Origin of the sequence: Loigolactobacillus backii (assembly GCF_001663675.1) — a bacterium.
Taxonomy (GTDB): Bacteria; Bacillota; Bacilli; order Lactobacillales; family Lactobacillaceae; genus Loigolactobacillus; species Loigolactobacillus backii.
In genome coordinates this window covers 2,215,527-2,231,041 of sequence record NZ_CP014873.1, presented here as the reverse complement: position 1 = coordinate 2,231,041, position 15,515 = coordinate 2,215,527, and the positions used below count along the sequence as shown (strand labels likewise).

General features: G+C 41.5%; 12 protein-coding genes. 9 read left to right on the top strand and 3 right to left on the bottom strand.

All coding sequences use genetic code 11. The features are described 5' to 3' along the window. Window positions 1–209: 209 nt before the first annotated feature. Window positions 210–1,982 (top strand): excinuclease ABC subunit UvrC, encoded by a 1,773-nt coding sequence (uvrC, locus tag AYR53_RS10145; protein ID WP_068224714.1) that lies wholly within the window; start codon window positions 210–212, stop codon window positions 1,980–1,982. A gap of 130 nt (window positions 1,983–2,112) precedes the next feature. Continuing rightward, a complete protein-coding gene (locus AYR53_RS10140) occupies window positions 2,113–2,757 on the top strand; it encodes a hypothetical protein (RefSeq protein WP_156520052.1) in 645 nt (214 codons plus the stop codon). Between the two features lie 76 nt (window positions 2,758–2,833). On the opposite strand, the gene AYR53_RS10135 is transcribed toward AYR53_RS10140, so the two are convergent. The 3 genes from AYR53_RS10135 to AYR53_RS10125 all read right to left on the bottom strand — a co-directional run bounded on the left by AYR53_RS10135 (window position 2,834) and on the right by AYR53_RS10125 (window position 6,553). Next, entirely contained in the window at window positions 2,834–4,771 is a 1,938-nt protein-coding gene (locus tag AYR53_RS10135; protein ID WP_068280404.1) for a PTS fructose transporter subunit IIABC, read from the bottom strand. Window positions 4,772–4,886: 115 nt separating this feature from the next. Further along, the gene (gene pfkB / locus AYR53_RS10130) at window positions 4,887–5,801 is read right to left on the bottom strand and encodes a 1-phosphofructokinase (protein ID WP_068224708.1); all 915 of its coding nucleotides are present in this window, start codon (window positions 5,799–5,801) and stop codon (window positions 4,887–4,889) included. After that, a complete protein-coding gene (locus AYR53_RS10125) occupies window positions 5,798–6,553 on the bottom strand; it encodes a DeoR/GlpR family DNA-binding transcription regulator (protein WP_068280407.1) in 756 nt (251 codons plus the stop codon). The genes pfkB and AYR53_RS10125 overlap by 4 nt, the downstream gene beginning before the upstream one ends. A gap of 189 nt (window positions 6,554–6,742) precedes the next feature. Here AYR53_RS10125 and obgE point away from each other — a divergent pair, with 189 nt between their 5' ends. From obgE to AYR53_RS10090, 7 genes are all read left to right on the top strand, one after another. Continuing rightward, a complete protein-coding gene (gene obgE, locus AYR53_RS10120; protein WP_068224704.1) occupies window positions 6,743–8,038 on the top strand; it encodes a GTPase ObgE in 1,296 nt (431 codons plus the stop codon). A gap of 213 nt (window positions 8,039–8,251) precedes the next feature. Further along, a complete protein-coding gene (locus AYR53_RS10115) occupies window positions 8,252–10,165 on the top strand; it encodes an acyltransferase family protein (protein WP_068224702.1) in 1,914 nt (637 codons plus the stop codon). Between the two features lie 190 nt (window positions 10,166–10,355). Then, complete coding sequence (gene rnz / locus AYR53_RS10110; RefSeq protein WP_068280410.1) at window positions 10,356–11,285, top strand: ribonuclease Z; 930 nt, start codon at window positions 10,356–10,358, stop codon at window positions 11,283–11,285. A gap of 11 nt (window positions 11,286–11,296) precedes the next feature. Beyond that, complete coding sequence (locus AYR53_RS10105) at window positions 11,297–12,094, top strand: SDR family NAD(P)-dependent oxidoreductase (protein WP_068224696.1); 798 nt, start codon at window positions 11,297–11,299, stop codon at window positions 12,092–12,094. A 41-nt stretch (window positions 12,095–12,135) separates the two neighbouring features. Then, window positions 12,136–12,552: a LapA family protein gene (locus tag AYR53_RS10100; protein ID WP_068224693.1), complete on the top strand. Its 417-nt coding sequence runs from the start codon at window positions 12,136–12,138 to the stop codon at window positions 12,550–12,552. A 111-nt stretch (window positions 12,553–12,663) separates the two neighbouring features. Further along, window positions 12,664–14,973, top strand: coding sequence for a single-stranded-DNA-specific exonuclease RecJ (gene recJ, locus AYR53_RS10095; RefSeq protein WP_068224690.1), 2,310 nt, complete (start codon window positions 12,664–12,666; stop codon window positions 14,971–14,973). A gap of 12 nt (window positions 14,974–14,985) precedes the next feature. Then, window positions 14,986–15,504 carry an adenine phosphoribosyltransferase gene (locus AYR53_RS10090; protein WP_068224688.1) on the top strand — a complete coding sequence of 173 codons (519 nt, stop codon included), beginning with the start codon at window positions 14,986–14,988 and terminating at the stop codon, window positions 15,502–15,504. Window positions 15,505–15,515 lie beyond the last annotated feature (11 nt).

The following is a 15,515-nucleotide window of genomic DNA, read 5'->3' as shown; positions in this document are numbered from 1 at the left end:
CAGAAGTTGTTTTTGGCGCATGTTCTAACGTAACGATCAGAAATAGTAAGCGGTCAGGACAAAAGTCCTGGCCGCTTACTATTTTGATTAAATTCAAATTAAGGACGTTTTTTAGGCCAGTAACTTGCAAAATACGTTATTCGCGCTAAACTATTATAGCGAACATCTGTGCGAAATTAATTGCGGAATAAATAGAAAGGATGTTTTGGATGGCTTCAGAATATCTTGAACATAAGTTGGCATTATTGCCGCCGTTACCAGGTTGCTACTTAATGAAAGATGAAGACGGCCATATTATTTACGTTGGTAAGGCCAAAAATTTAAAAAATCGTGTTCGTTCTTATTTTAAAAGCAGCCACGAGGGCAAAACGGCACGTTTAGTTGAAACAATTCGTGATTTTGAAACGATTATTACCTCAACGGATAAAGAAGCCTTTTTACTTGAAATCACCTTAATTCAAAAACACCAACCGTACTTTAATATTAAGTTAAAAAGAGGGACGGGTTATCCGTATATTAAGATTACCAATGAGCGTGACCCTCATATGTTGATTACTGGCGAAATAAAGAAGGATGGCGGTTATTATTTTGGGCCGTACCCTAATGTTTATGCTGCCGACGAAACGTTACATTTTTTGCAAAAAGTCTATCCATTGCGGCGGTGTTCTGGCCGCCAAAAACGCCCTTGCTTGTACTACCACATGGGTCAGTGTCTTGGCGCCTGTTTCCGGGAGGTCCCTGTAGAAGAATATCAAGCGCAAATTAAGCGAATTAAAAGCTTTTTAAACGGTAATGTTGCAACGGTAAAACGTGAACTACAACAGCAAATGACGGCCGCTGCCACCGAGCTAAAGTTTGAACGAGCGGCGGAATTAAGGGATCAATTAAAATATATTGAGGCAACAGTGGAAAAGCAGAAAATTATTTCCAATGATAATACACCTCGGGATATTTTTGGTTATTACATGGATAAGGGTTGGTTGTCAGTTCAGGTCTTCTTCATTCGCCAGGCGCGCCTAATGAAACGAGAGAAGCGGCTATTTCCTTGTGTTAATACCCCTGAGGAAGAATTAGAAAGTTTTATATTACAGTTTTACAATCGAAAAAATAAAGTACTACCACGAGAAATATTGGTTCCTAAGGGCATTAATCAAAAGGTATTAGCCGACATCCTAAAAGTTCCGGTACGAACACCGCAGCGTGGTCAGAAGCGTGATTTAATGGATATGGCCAACAATAATAGTCGTCTAGTTTTAGAAGAAAAGTTTCGTTTAATGGAATTGGACAATTCACATTCAGTTGGTGCTGTTCAGGAGTTAGTGGATGTCTTACACATTGAATCGGCTCACAGGATTGAGGCCTTTGATCATTCGCATATTCAGGGGACGGATCCAGTTTCAGCAATGGTTTGTTACATTGATGGTAAGCCGGCCAAAAAAGAGTACCGTAAATACAAGTTGAAAAATGGTGATGGCGGGAACGAGGCCGAGAATACCCAAGAAGTAATCCGCCGACGTTATAGTCGCTTATTAAAAGAGGGTCGTGATTTACCAGACCTTATTCTAATGGATGGTGGTGAAATTGAATTACACGCCGCAAAGGAAGTTTTAGAGGATGAACTTGATATCGATATTCCAATTGCTGGGATGGTAAAAAACCAACACCATAAAACGGCCTCGTTGATGTTTGGTCCGCAGGATAAAAAACTTGATCTTGATCCTAAAAGTGAAGGCTTTTATCTGTTACAACGGATTCAAGATGAAGTCCACCGTTTTGCAATTACCTTTCACCGGCAATTACGAGGTAAGCATTCCCTAAGTTCGCAGTTAGATGTTATTCAAGGTGTTGGGCCAAAAACGCGAACTAAACTGCTCAAAGAATTTGGCTCATTAAAAAAAATCAAGTTAGCGTCGGTGCCGGAACTGCAGAAAATTGGCATTTCAAAAACGGTTGCCCAGACAATTAAACTATCGCTACAGTAATCGGGAAAGTGGTTGATTAGCAGTGTTTAAACAAGTGATATTAACAGCTGGGTTAAATTGTTTATTAATAATTATTGTCCCAACGATTTTTGCAATGATATTAACTTTCTTTAATCGTAGCAGTAAGCAAATGTTGGTTAGTCGATTTGGTTTTCGTAGTCAAATTTATTTTGGTTGGCTTGGAATTATTAGTCATGAGTTAAGCCATTTGTTAGTGGCCAAACTATTTCATCATCAAATCATGAGTGTCAAATTGGTTAGTTTACGGCCAACGGATGCAACTTTGGGCCACGTGGAGCACCAGTATAATGCCAAAAGTTGGTACCAAAATTTAGGTAACTTTTTTATTGGAATTGCGCCAATCTATGGTTGTAGTTTAATTTTACTAGGTCTTGCTAGTCTCATTTATCCAGAGCTTTGGTCATTATTGCGACTTGACTGGACGGTGTTAGATTTCACCCAACTACACCAATTATTATGGAAAATTATTAGTCACGGACAGTATGCACCTTGGAAATTACTTGTTTATTTTTTATTGGCGACGCAAATTGTATTTGGTGGTTTTGACCTTAGTCGCCAGGATTTTCAAGGAAGCTTGCGGGGCCTATTACCCTTAGTTCTTGTTCTTAGTTTGTTAGCCCTTGGAGCAGTGCTGGTTCAACTGCCGCTTGTTGCGATTTTAACTAAGGTAACGTTAATTTTTGGAACTTTACTAGGCTATGCCGTCATTCTAAGCTTTTTCTATTGGCTGCTTTTACGGTTGATTACGCGCTAAAGTGACGATGGTGAAAATATTTGGTGCACAAAAAAAGTTGGAAAACTTATTTTTCCAACTTTTTTTATATTTAAGCTTAATTAGTCTTTTTAACTGGTTTCCATAAACCGAGGATAGTACCCGCAACAATAGCGCCAATGGCTACTGATAGTAGGTAGAAAACCCAGTGACTAGCTAATGGTGTTACCCACAGACCACCGTGGGGAGCAGGAACACTGACGTGCCATAATTGGCTGAGGCCACCGCCAAGTGCGGCACCGATAACGCTAGAAGTAATAACGTGTAGAGGATCTGAGGCAGCAAATGGAATTGCCCCTTCAGTGATAAAGGAAATACCAAGAACGTAATTAGAAATACCAGCTTTACGTTCGTCTGGTGTAAATTTATCACCCCAGAAGGTGGTTGCAATGGCCGTTGCCAGTGGTGGTACCATTCCACCAACCATAACGGCGGCCATCATCTTACCATCACCAGTGGCACTGTAAACACCGATTGCAGTTGTATAAGCCGCCTTATTAAAGGGACCGCCCATATCAATCGCCATCATACCACCGAGAACAGCACCGAGAACAACGGCGTTACCAGTTCCCATACTCTTTAAGAAGCTAGTTAAAGCATGATTAATGACTGCAAAGACTGGATCAACCGCGAAGAACATAATGGCACCAACAATTAAGAGTCCAAGAATCGGGTAAAGAATCATTGGTTTTAAGCCATCCAGTGACTTCGGCATATTCCGAAAAACATGCTTTAACCAAACAATGACGTAGCCGGCAATAAAACCAGCAGCAATCCCACCTAAGAAGCCGGCAACACTTGTTGTCTTAACAACACTTGCGGCAGCAGTATTGGCCATGAAACCACCAACAAAGCCGGGCATTAAGGCCGGCCGATCACCAATTGACTCAGCAATGTATGCGGCCAAAACTGGCACCAAGAAGCCAAAGGCCCAAGTACCAATCCCATTTAGAAAAGTGAAGGTCACGGATTTTGGACCAACGGATTGTTCAACCATAAAGGAAATGGCCATTAAAATCCCACCGCCAACGACGAACGGTAACATATTTGAAATACCATTCATTAGGCTGGCATAGATTGTACTCCAAGCCGATTTGCGCTCACCGGAATCATCATTGCCAACTTCGGCGTTTCCGCTAGCGTGGAAAATTGCTCCTTTATCAGCAAGTGTTTCGTTAATCAATTCCTCAGGTTTTTTAATCCCGTCAATAACTGGTCGATTTAGTAAATGTTTGCCATCAAAACGATCCATGGCAACTTTTTTGTCGGCAGTAATAATAACACCTTTAGCACGTTCAATATCATTGGTTGTTAGGCGGTGTTTAACACCTTCAGAGCCATTGGTTTCAACCTTGATGTCAACGCCCATTGCTTCTGCTTGCTTCTTTAAAGCGGCTTCGGCCATATAAGTGTGGGCGATACCAGTTGGACAAGCGGAAACGGCAACGATAAATGGCCGTTCACTAGTAGAAGTTGTTGGTTGAACTTGTGTTGTCTTTTGGGCCTCTGCATCAGCTTCTTGTTTGTCTTTTGCTTCTTTGGCAGTTTGAGCGTCCGCAAATAATTGTTGTACATCATCCGGTGTTTGGGCTTTTTTCAGAGCGGCCACTAAATCAGGATTAATCAATAAACTGGATAGGGCGGCTAGGGCCTGCAAATGAGTATTATTTGCGCCTTCAGGGGCAGCAATCATAAAGAATAATTGAACTGGTTGGCCATCTAAAGCGTCAAAATCAATTCCCGCATTACTTTTTGCAAATAAAACCGTTGCTCGGGTAACGGCCTTATTCTTAGCGTGGGGCATTGCAATACCATCGCCAATCCCCGTGGTTGATTCGGCTTCGCGCTTTAAAATATCTTGTTTATACAGTTTTTCATCCGTAATAATACCGTGTTCGTAGTACTGATGAACCATTTCATTAATGGCTTCAACTTTTGTTGTTGCCTTCAGGTCCATTATCATGACACCTTTTAGTAAAAGTTCACGAATATCCATGTTTGGCACTCCTTTTTAGTCGTCACTAATTGGTGGCGTAATTATCTAGCTTTTGTTTTATAAGTTAATTGTTGGATTATAAGGATTGGTCCGATGTGAAATGGGCGCACCTTTTTTAAGCATAGGGTGTAATCTTAATTGTTTGCTTAACTTCGCTAATTTTAGCCTGATCGGCCAAATCTTCAGAAAAGGCCGTTGCGCTTCCACAAGCCAAACCAGTTTTGAAGCTGGCCAAGGGATCTTGTGTTTGACTGTAGGTACCAACAAAACCGGCAATCATTGAATCACCAGCACCAACTGAATTTTTGACGGTTCCTTTGGGGGCAGTTGATTTATAAACAGCCTTGGGTGTGATTAGAAAAGCACCTGCACCGGCCATTGAAACTAAAACATTCTGGGCACCGAGGGCTAGTAATTTGCGCCCGTACGTAACAATGGCTTCATCATCAGCTAAGGTCACGTTGAAAAGTGCGGCTAATTCATGATGATTAGGTTTAACCACTAAAGGATGCGCGGCCAGTGTGTCTAATAGCGCCTGGCCTGTAGTATCAATCACAAATTCCGCACCTTGTTGTTGAATTAATGGAATCAAATCATGATAAAAACTAACGGGAAGACTGGGAACTAGGCTGCCGGACATCACAACAACGTCGCCGGGTTTTAATTGTTGAAATTGGGCCTTGAAACTAGCAACGGCCGCCGGTGAGATGGTTGGTCCTTGACCGTTTATCTCAGTTTCTTCCGCAGCCTTAATTTTGACGTTGATCCGGGTGTCATCGCTAACGGAAGTAAAGGCGGTCTGTAATTTTTCATGGGCAAGGTAATGTTTAACAAAGTCGCCAGTAAAGCCACCTAGAAAGCCCCAGGCCACACTAGGAATATTAAGTTGTTGTAAAATCCGCGAAACATTAATTCCCTTGCCGCCTGGTAATTTGGTGTCGTAGGACATTCGATTAACCTGGCCTAATGTGACCTTAGGTAATTGAACGATGTAATCAATTGATGGATTCACCGTAATGGTATAAATCATTTTGTAACCTCCTGTACGGTTGTTTGTTTTTGGAAATTGAGCCGATCTTTTTGACTAATATGATCAGTGATGATGGTACCCTGGGCCAGATCGGAAATCTTGGCGAAGGAAACTTGATTGAACTTAGTGTGATCCGCTAAAAAAAAGGTACTAGCCGCTTGCTGTAATGCCGTACGTTTAACAGCGGCCTCATCAGGATCGGGTGTTGTGTAGCCAAAACGAAGGTGAATGCCGTTGGTACCCAGGAAGGCCTTATTAAAGCGGTATTCCTTTAAGGTAGCAACACTTTCAGAGCCGATAATCGCCTTGGTGACATTTTTAAGTTGGCCCCCTAAAAGAAAACAGCGAATATCATAATCGGCCAGCAATGATGCATGATTAACACCGTTAGTAACGACAGTTAAATTTAAACTTTTTTTTAGGTAAGGAATCATTGCTAAAGTCGTTGTGCCAGCATCCAGGAAAATAACGTCGCGCGGTTTTAAAGCGTTTGTTGCTAAACGGGCAATTTGATCTTTTTCGTGAACACTCTGGTTAGACTTTTCACTAACCGCAAGTTCGGTTTGCAACGTTGCCGCACGTTTGGCGCCACCATGAACCCGAACTAAAAACCCAGCCTGTTCCAAAATTTGTAGATCACGGCGAATAGTTGACTCAGATGCAGCCGTTTGGGTTATCAAGTCCTGTGATTTAACAATATCGTGCTGTCTTAACGTCGTTAAAATATATTGGTGCCGTTCCTCTGTAAGCATTTTCTCACCCCTGCAAAATTTAATTTACCACCAAAATCATTCAAAATCAATCTTTTTTGTTCATAAACGTTCAAAAACATTTAAAACAGTCAATAACGAAGCGTACATATGTTTCGTTTTCTATGGACAAATAGCCGTATTTTCTTTACAATGGGAAAGATACAAACATAGGAAGGGAGGGGCTATAACTTGTTTATTGATCAAGTTAAGATTACGGCGCGCGCTGGTAAAGGCGGCGATGGTATGGTGGCTTTCCGACGGGAGAAATTTGTGCCACTTGGCGGACCTGCCGGCGGTGATGGTGGTCGTGGTGGAAATATTACTTTGCGCGTTGATGAAGGTTTACGAACTCTGATGGACTTTCGGTATAAACATATTTTTAAGGCTCAAAATGGTGAGCGAGGTATGAACAAAGGAATGACAGGCCGAGGCGCTAAGGATACCTTTATTAGTGTGCCGCCGGGTACAACTGTTCGAGACGTTGAGACGGACGCTCTTTTAGCCGATCTCACTGAGAATGGACAAGAGGTTATTATTGCTAAGGGTGGTCGTGGTGGCCGGGGAAATATCCATTTTGCCTCACCAAAAAATCCGGCGCCAGAAATTTCTGAAAATGGTGAGCCAGGGATTGAACGACAAGTGAGTTTAGAATTGAAAGTGTTAGCCGATGTTGGTTTAATTGGTTTTCCTTCAGTTGGTAAATCAACTTTATTGTCAGTTATTACTAGTGCAAAACCCAAGATTGGGGCCTATCAGTTTACAACCTTAGTTCCGAATTTAGGGATGGTTAGATTGGATGACGATCGAAGTTTTGCGGTTGCAGATATGCCTGGTTTAATTGAGGGAGCTTCAAATGGCGTTGGACTTGGAATTGAATTTTTACGCCACATTGAACGTACCCGTGTTTTACTCCATTTAGTTGACATGAGTGGTGTAGATGAACAGGATCCCTTTGCCGATTTTGGCAAAATTAACCATGAATTAGAAAAGTATGATCCTAGTTTATTAAAGCGCCCGCAATTAATTGTAGCAACTAAAATGGATATGCCAAACAGTGCCGAAAATCTAGAGAATTTCAAGCTTAAGTTGGCAGAAACTACGGCCAAAGATACAGCAATTTTTCCAATTTCGGCGCTCACACACCAAGGATTAACCCCGTTACTACAACAGGCGGCGGATTTATTAGATAAAACACCGAGCTTTCCACTGTATCAGGATGAAGAACCGGCATCCGAAAAATTATATGAATACAAAGCGGATCAACCTGATTTTACAGTTACTAAGGATGAGGAAGGTACTTTTGTTGTGGCCGGTGAACGTGTTGAGCGGCTTTATAAGATGACCAATTTAGATCGTGATGAGAGTCTCATGCGCTTTGCCCGGCAGATACGAGGGATGGGTGTTGATGATGCACTACGAAAAAATGGCGCTAAAAATGGTGATTTAGTATCAATCCTTGATTTTACATTTGAATTTGTTGAATAATGAAGGAAAATTGGAATGAAAGGGGCGCGTTACTGGCCGCAAAATGTTAAGTTTTTGAATGGACAATAGTAATCTGGAATTTTCCTTTTTTAGTGTTGTTTTATGCTATTAATAGAAAATTTCTAATATTGCTTTGTAGTTCTAGATTTAACAACCTTTTATTCCCTACTATTAGCTATTTGATGCATATGATTAATTGAGGCTTATAAATAAATGGAACATAAAAAGAGACTGGCAAATAGTCGCTATATTACCGGACTTAGTGGTTTGCGGACCTTGGCCGTAATTGGAGTTATTTTGTACCATTTAATTCCCTTTACTGTTCCAGGCGGCTACCTAGGCGTTGTAATTTTTCTTGTTTTAACCGGTTATTTAATTACTGATCTTCTAATCCAAGAGTGGGAACAAAATGGCAAAATTGATTTATTGGATTTTTATCGGCGGCGGATAACGCGACTTTATCCGGCATTAGTTGCCATGTTATTTTCAACGGCGGCCTATATAACGCTGTTTCAGCGGCAGCTATTGAATAACTTACGTGGCATTATGGTTAGTAATCTTGGTTACTTTTATAATTGGTGGCAGATTACGCATGGTCAATCTTATTTTGAACGTTTTGCTAATAATGAATCTCCTTTTACGCATTTATGGACGTTATCAATTGAAGGTCAGTTTTATTTAATTTGGCCCTTTATTATTGTTGGACTGGTTCTCTTTGTTAAGAAACGCCGCAAAATAGCCGGATGGTTGTTCGGCCTTAGCCTACTTTCTGCGGGCCTAATGGCATTTCTGTTTGTGCCGGGGCATGATCCTAGCCGAGTTTATTATGGAACCGATACTCGTTTTTTTGCGATTTTAATCGGCGCAGCACTGGCCATTATTTGGCCTAGTACTCACCTTAAGGCCAAAGTCGCGCGAGCGCAGCGCCTATTATTGGATGGTATTGGAATTGTGACGTCAATTTTAGTGATTATTCTATTTTTTACGTTGCCAGCACAAAGTACCTTTCTTTATCGTGGTGGTATGTATTTGTTCACAATCATTATTGCCTTATTAACGGCAGTAATTGTTAATCCGGCGGCCGATCTAAACCGTTTTTATACGAATCGGATATTTACTTGGGTTGGCCAGCGAAGTTACGGCATCTATTTATATCAATTTCCAGTGATGATTTTTTACGAGAATCAGGTTAAAGATATCGCCAATTCTCCTGTGTTACACGGGGTGATTCAGTTAGTTTTAATTCTTTTAATCAGTGAATTATCCTATCGATTAATTGAACGTCCGTTTAGTCACTTTAAGTACCGTCACTTTTTCAGCTTCACACGTGAATTTTTCCGCCGGCGTTCAATTTATGGTCGGCGAAGGTTACTTATAATTCCGGCAATTGCAATTCTTGGCGTTGGAATGATTGGATTTGTTGTTGCGCCAAGTGGTGCAGCCAAAACATCAAATCAGTTAACAAAAAATATTAAGCACAATGAAATCGCAAATTCAAAGAAACGATCATCCTTACTAGCAGAAGCACAAAAAGCGAAAAGTGGGTCGTCCTCTGGTTCAACCCAGTCATCAACTGAGTCCGCAAAAAGTATTGATGCAAAATTGGCGGCAAATTTAACGCAAAAGCAAGTTAGTCAGGCGCAAGACTTGAACGTAACGGCTGTCGGTGATTCGGTTATGTTGGACGGTGGTGATACCTTACAGCAAATTTTTCCCAAGATGCTTCTGGATGCTTCAGTGGGGCGTCAGGCTGATACGGCCGTTGGTATCCTTCAAAGTTATGCGGCAAAAGGTGTCTTAGGTAATGTTGTTTTAATTGGTTTAGGAACTAATGGCCCATTTACCGACCAGCAGGTAGATCAAATTATGCGAACGTGTGGTGCCAAACGCCAGGTTTACTGGATTAACGTTCGTGTACCCACCAGAAGCTGGCAAAATTCGGTTAATAGATCATTAACTGCGGCCAGTGGGCGGTGGCCTAATTTGAAGATTATTGATTGGTATAAGGAAAGCAATCAACACAGTGATTGGTTTTATGCTGATCAGGTACACCCGAACGTAGTAGGAAAGGAACATTACGCTAATTTTGTGGCTCGTTCGATTATGCAATCAAATGGACAACACTAATGATTGTAGAACAGATTTTTAAGCTACACATTATTAAAAATATTTGAAGATGTAGATGGGAGTTATGGCAAAATTTATTTTTTGTCACAACTCCTTAGCTATTTAGTGCGGCCGTTTAAAATAAAAGAATTGCAGGAAGTTATAAAATTGCCTACAATGAACGTAATATAAAGAAATGGATGAACAAATCATGGAATTAGAATTTCTAGGAACAGGTGCTGGATCACCGGCTAAATTTCGTAATGTTACGAGCTTGGCCCTTAAACTATTAGATGAGCGAAATGCCGTCTGGTTATTTGACGTTGGCGAGGGCACGCAGCAACAGATTTTACGAACAACAATTCGACCACGTAAAATTGAAAAAATTTTTATTACTCACTTACACGGTGACCATATCTTTGGTTTACCTGGATTTTTAAGTAGCCGTTCCTTTCAGGGTGGTGAGGGTACCCTAACAATTTATGGTCCGCGGGGAATTCGTGATTACGTCATGACGAGTTTACGTGTTTCCGAAACGCATTTAAGCTATCCCCTAAATTTCGTTGAAATCACTAAAGAAGGAATATTATTTGATGACGCAACTTTTCGTGTAGAGTGCCTGCGTTTAGATCATCGAATTGCAAGCTATGGTTACCGGGTAGTTGAAAAGGATCATCCGGGAGAATTATTAGTTGCAAAGCTAAAAGAATTAGGGGTGCCGGCAGGACCACTTTATGGTCAGTTAAAGACGCGGAAGGATGTTACTCTGGCCGACGGTACTTTGTTACACGGGCCGGACTTTATTGGGGCCGCACAAAAAGGCCGCATAATCACAATTTTAGGTGATACGCGACTGACTAAAAATAGTTATAAACTGGCTAAGGATGCCGACGTATTAGTACATGAAAGTACTTTTAGTAAGGCCGAGGCCAAAATGGCAACAAATTACTATCATTCAACCAGTGCCCAGGCCGCTGATGTTGCAAAAAAATCTGGCGTTCAGCAACTGCTATTGACCCATATTTCGGCGCGCTACGTTGGTAAAATGGCCTTGAATCTTCAAGAAGAGGCCCGAAAAACTTTTTCGAATACGCGTGTAGTTAAAGATTTCGATCAAATTAAGGTACCCCTGCGAAATTAGAGGTGGTAGAAATGAAAAAAAGATTGTTAAATCAGGTTATTTTAATAACGGGAGCATCGACAGGTTTAGGCGAACAGCTCGTTTATTGTGCAGCTCAGCGTGGAGCAACAATTGTAGCCTGTGCGCGTAATCAAATTCGTTTAAGCCAGGTGATCAAAAAGGCCCATCAACTATCAGGTCGACCGGCTTATAGTTACACCGTGGATTTAAGTGATCCTGAACAGATTGAACAATTAGTTGCGGCGGTAACAAAAAAGGTTGGACCGATTACTGTTTTGATTAACAATGCCGGGATTGGTCAGTTTGAAAATGCACTAGATATTAAATTAACCGTGATGGAAAAGATGTTCCGGGTTAATACTTTAGGCGCAATCTACTTAACCCAATTAGTTGCTTTACAGATGGTGGCTTACCACCAGGGAACAATTATCAATGTTGCTTCACAAGCAGGAAAAATCGCGACACCTAAGGCTAGCGTTTATGCGGCCTCAAAGGCGGCCCTAATTGCTTACAGTAATTCATTACGTTTAGAGCTTCGACCGCGGAACATTCGGGTAACAACTGTCAATCCTGGTCCAATGGCGACTGATTTTATAAAGAAGGCAGATCAGTCAGGAAAATATGCGCAGTCGGTGGCAAAAATTATGCTTGACCCGGAACGGTTCGCACGGCGAATTATTGCTAGTATTGGCCGTGGAACCAGAGAAATTAACGCACCAGCGATTATGGAGGTTGCTGCGCGTTTCTATCCGTTGTTTCCAGAGTTGGGCGACTGGCTTGTTTCCCGTCCAGTGTTTAATCGAAAATAAGTTGATGTTTTTCTAGCTAATTAGTAAAGGGAGGTAGTAAGATGAAAAATCAATGGCGGTTAATCTTAATTTTACTGCTCGTTCTTATTATTGTTAGTTTTGCCGTTATAAACGTGGCGCCAGTAGTTGTTAACTTTGGTTTTGGTACAACTAAGTGGCCGTTAATTTTGGTTATTTTGGTTGCACTATTGTTGGGCGCGTTGATTACAGTTCTGGTCTCGACAACTAATTCGTTAGGCGCACGGCGCCAACATAAGGCTTTAACAAAAGAAAACGCTGAATTAAAACAATCAGTGCAGAAACAGGTTGCTGCTGAAGTTGCGAATAAAACTAAAAACTTTGAAAATCGGCTGGTTCAAAAGGATAATCAAATTAAAACGCTAAAGGCACAAATTGCTGAGACTGAAGCAACGGATTTAGCGGCCAGTGAAAGTAAACCAACCGATAAAATTCAGTAACTAAGCTGTGATTAGGGTTAGCTGTTAATTTTGGCTAATTGCTAATCATTTTTTTTGCTCTTTTATTCGTGAGCGAGTTTGCTATAATAGTCTGGTTGGGAGTGTGAACGAATGATAAAATCCAGTTACCAGTGGCAATTGCGCCCTGAGCCGGATGCGACAACGGTAAAACAAGTTGCTGCAGAGAATCAATTGGATGAGCGCCTCGCAAAATTATTAGTTAGCCGTGGATTAACTAAGACAACTGAAATTAAACAGTTTTTAGAACCAAGTTTAGAACAATTAAACGATCCGCTGGCCTTAGGTGAGATGTCAAAGGCCATTGAACGAATTCAGCAGGCAATTATGGCTAATGAAAAAATAACGGTTTATGGTGATTATGACGCGGATGGTGTTACCAGCACCAGTCTAATGCTAGAAACACTGGAGTCTTTGGGTGCCAATGTGACAATCTATATACCAGATCGCTTCAAAGAAGGCTATGGCCCACATGTTGCTGCATTTGAGGCGTTAGCGGATGCTGGAACCAAATTAATTATTACAGTTGATAATGGGATTAGTGGGGTGGCTAGTATTGCCGCTGCTAAGGCCAAGGGTGTCGATGTCATTGTTACTGATCATCATGAGTTACCGCCTAAGTTACCTGATGCCTATGCGATCGTTCACCCACGATTACCAGGTAGCCATTATCCCTTTCCGGACTTAGCGGGTGTTGGGGTGGCCTTTAAGGTTGCAACGGCCTTACTGGAGGAAGTACCGATTGAAAGTCTGGATTTAGCAGCAATTGGAACGGTTTGTGATATTGTTTCTTTAACTGGTGAGAATCGTGCCTTGGTGGCGTTAGGTTTACAACAATTACAGCAGTCACCACGGCCAGGTATTTCGGCACTTTGTGAAGTTGCCAAATTAAAACAGACAACGTTGGATGAGCAATCAATTGGGTTTGGGATTGGACCACGTTTAAATGCTTTGGGACGCCTAGGAGACGCGAAGGATGGCGTTAAGCTATTAACAACGTTTGATCCAGATGAAGCAACGCAATTGGCCAAATTTGTTCAAGCGCAAAATGAGCGCCGGCAAAATTACGTTAAAGTCATTTATGATGAAGCAATTAAATTAGCCACCACGCCTGAAAACACGCTGAAACAAACTTTAGTTTTGGCCCACGAAAATTGGCATGAGGGTGTCTTAGGTATTGTAGCTAGCCGAATCGTCGAAAAAACGGGTAAGCCTACTTTAGTATTGAATATTGAAAGTGAACAAACGGTCAAGGGATCTGGCCGTAGCGTGGCTGGCTTTGATCTATTTGCGGCACTTAATACCAATCGTGAACAAATGACAACCTTTGGCGGTCATCAAATGGCTGCCGGATTAACCTTGCCAAAGTCGGCACTAACAACGGTTAGTGCCGGTTTAGAGGCGGCGGCCGTGAAGCAGGATTTAGCTCATCAAGGGGCTGCGGATTTAATAATTGATCTCAAACTGACAGTTGATGAAGTAACGCCGGATTTACTTGCCGGTTTTAAAAAGTTAGCACCTTTTGGGACCGATAATAAAACGCCTTTACTAGAATTAACACCAGAAAAACTGACTGATGTTCGGGCAATTGGCGCGGATAAAACGCATTTAAAATTAAAACTTTGTGGTGCGAACAATCAGTTAGACGCGATTGCTTTTAGAATGGGTGGTTATGTTGATGATCTTGTGGCGGCCGATCAAGTTACGGTTGTTGGCGAATTAGGTGAAAATGAATGGCAAGGTAATGTTACTTTGCAATTAATGGTTAAGGATTTGGCTAGTTCTGGTGTTGAAATTATTGATAAGCGAACCTCACACTTAACTAAGCAGTTATTTAGTTATCAGGGGACCTATGTTTTCTTTAACGCCAAGTATTGTCAACGTTTGAAGCCGTACATTGAACCGACTAATCAGATTGTATTGGCTAACGAAGCGACTACGGTAACAGATGATACACTGATTTTGGTAGATGCGCCGGTCAACTTGGCCGATTTAACAGCGTTACTCAAAAGGGCACATTGCGCACGAATTATCGCGCTTTTTTACACGCAACGGCCAGTTTATTTAGATGGCATGCCAACTCACCAGCAGTTTGGCCGGCTATTTAAATTTGTATTGAGTCACAAAAATGTTGCTGTTCGCGCTGAATTAAAGACCATTGCGCATCATTTACAATTAAAAGAAGCAATGTTAATTTTTATGATTCAAGTGTTTTTTGAATTAGGATTTGTTAAAATAGATGATGGCGTTATGAATGGTGTTGCGCATCCAGATAAGCATGCGTTAACGGAAGCACCTAGCTATCAACAACGTGAACAAAAAATGAAATCTGAATCCGTTCTGATTTATAGTAACTACCCAGATCTAAAAGGCTGGTTTAATCAGCAACAAGATCTTGTTTAAGGAGCGAAAAGAATGTCAGTGAATTTACGGGACTATATTGCAAGTGTTAATGATTTTCCAGAAAAAGGTGTCGTTTATCGCGACATATCGCCATTAATGGCCGACGGTGTTGCGTATGCCCAAGCAACGGATCAGATTGCGGCGTACGCCAAAGATAAGGGTGTCGAAATGATTGTTGGACCAGAGGCCCGGGGATTTATTGTGGGCTGTCCAGTGGCCTATAAACTTGGAATTGGTTTTGCACCGGCCCGAAAAAAAGGTAAGTTACCTCGACCAACAATTTCAGCCAGCTATGGTTTGGAGTATGGCCGTTCAACTTTATACTTACACACGGATGCGATTAAGCCAGGGCAACGAGTTTTAGTAACCGACGACTTATTGGCAACGGGCGGTACAATTGCGGCAACAATTAAGTTGGTTGAAGATTTAGGTGGTATTGTTGTTGGAACTGCCTTTTTAATCGAGTTAAAAGACCTTAAGGGCCGGGAAAAGATTAAAAATTATGATATGTTGGCCTTGATGGATTTCTAAACAGTAAGAAA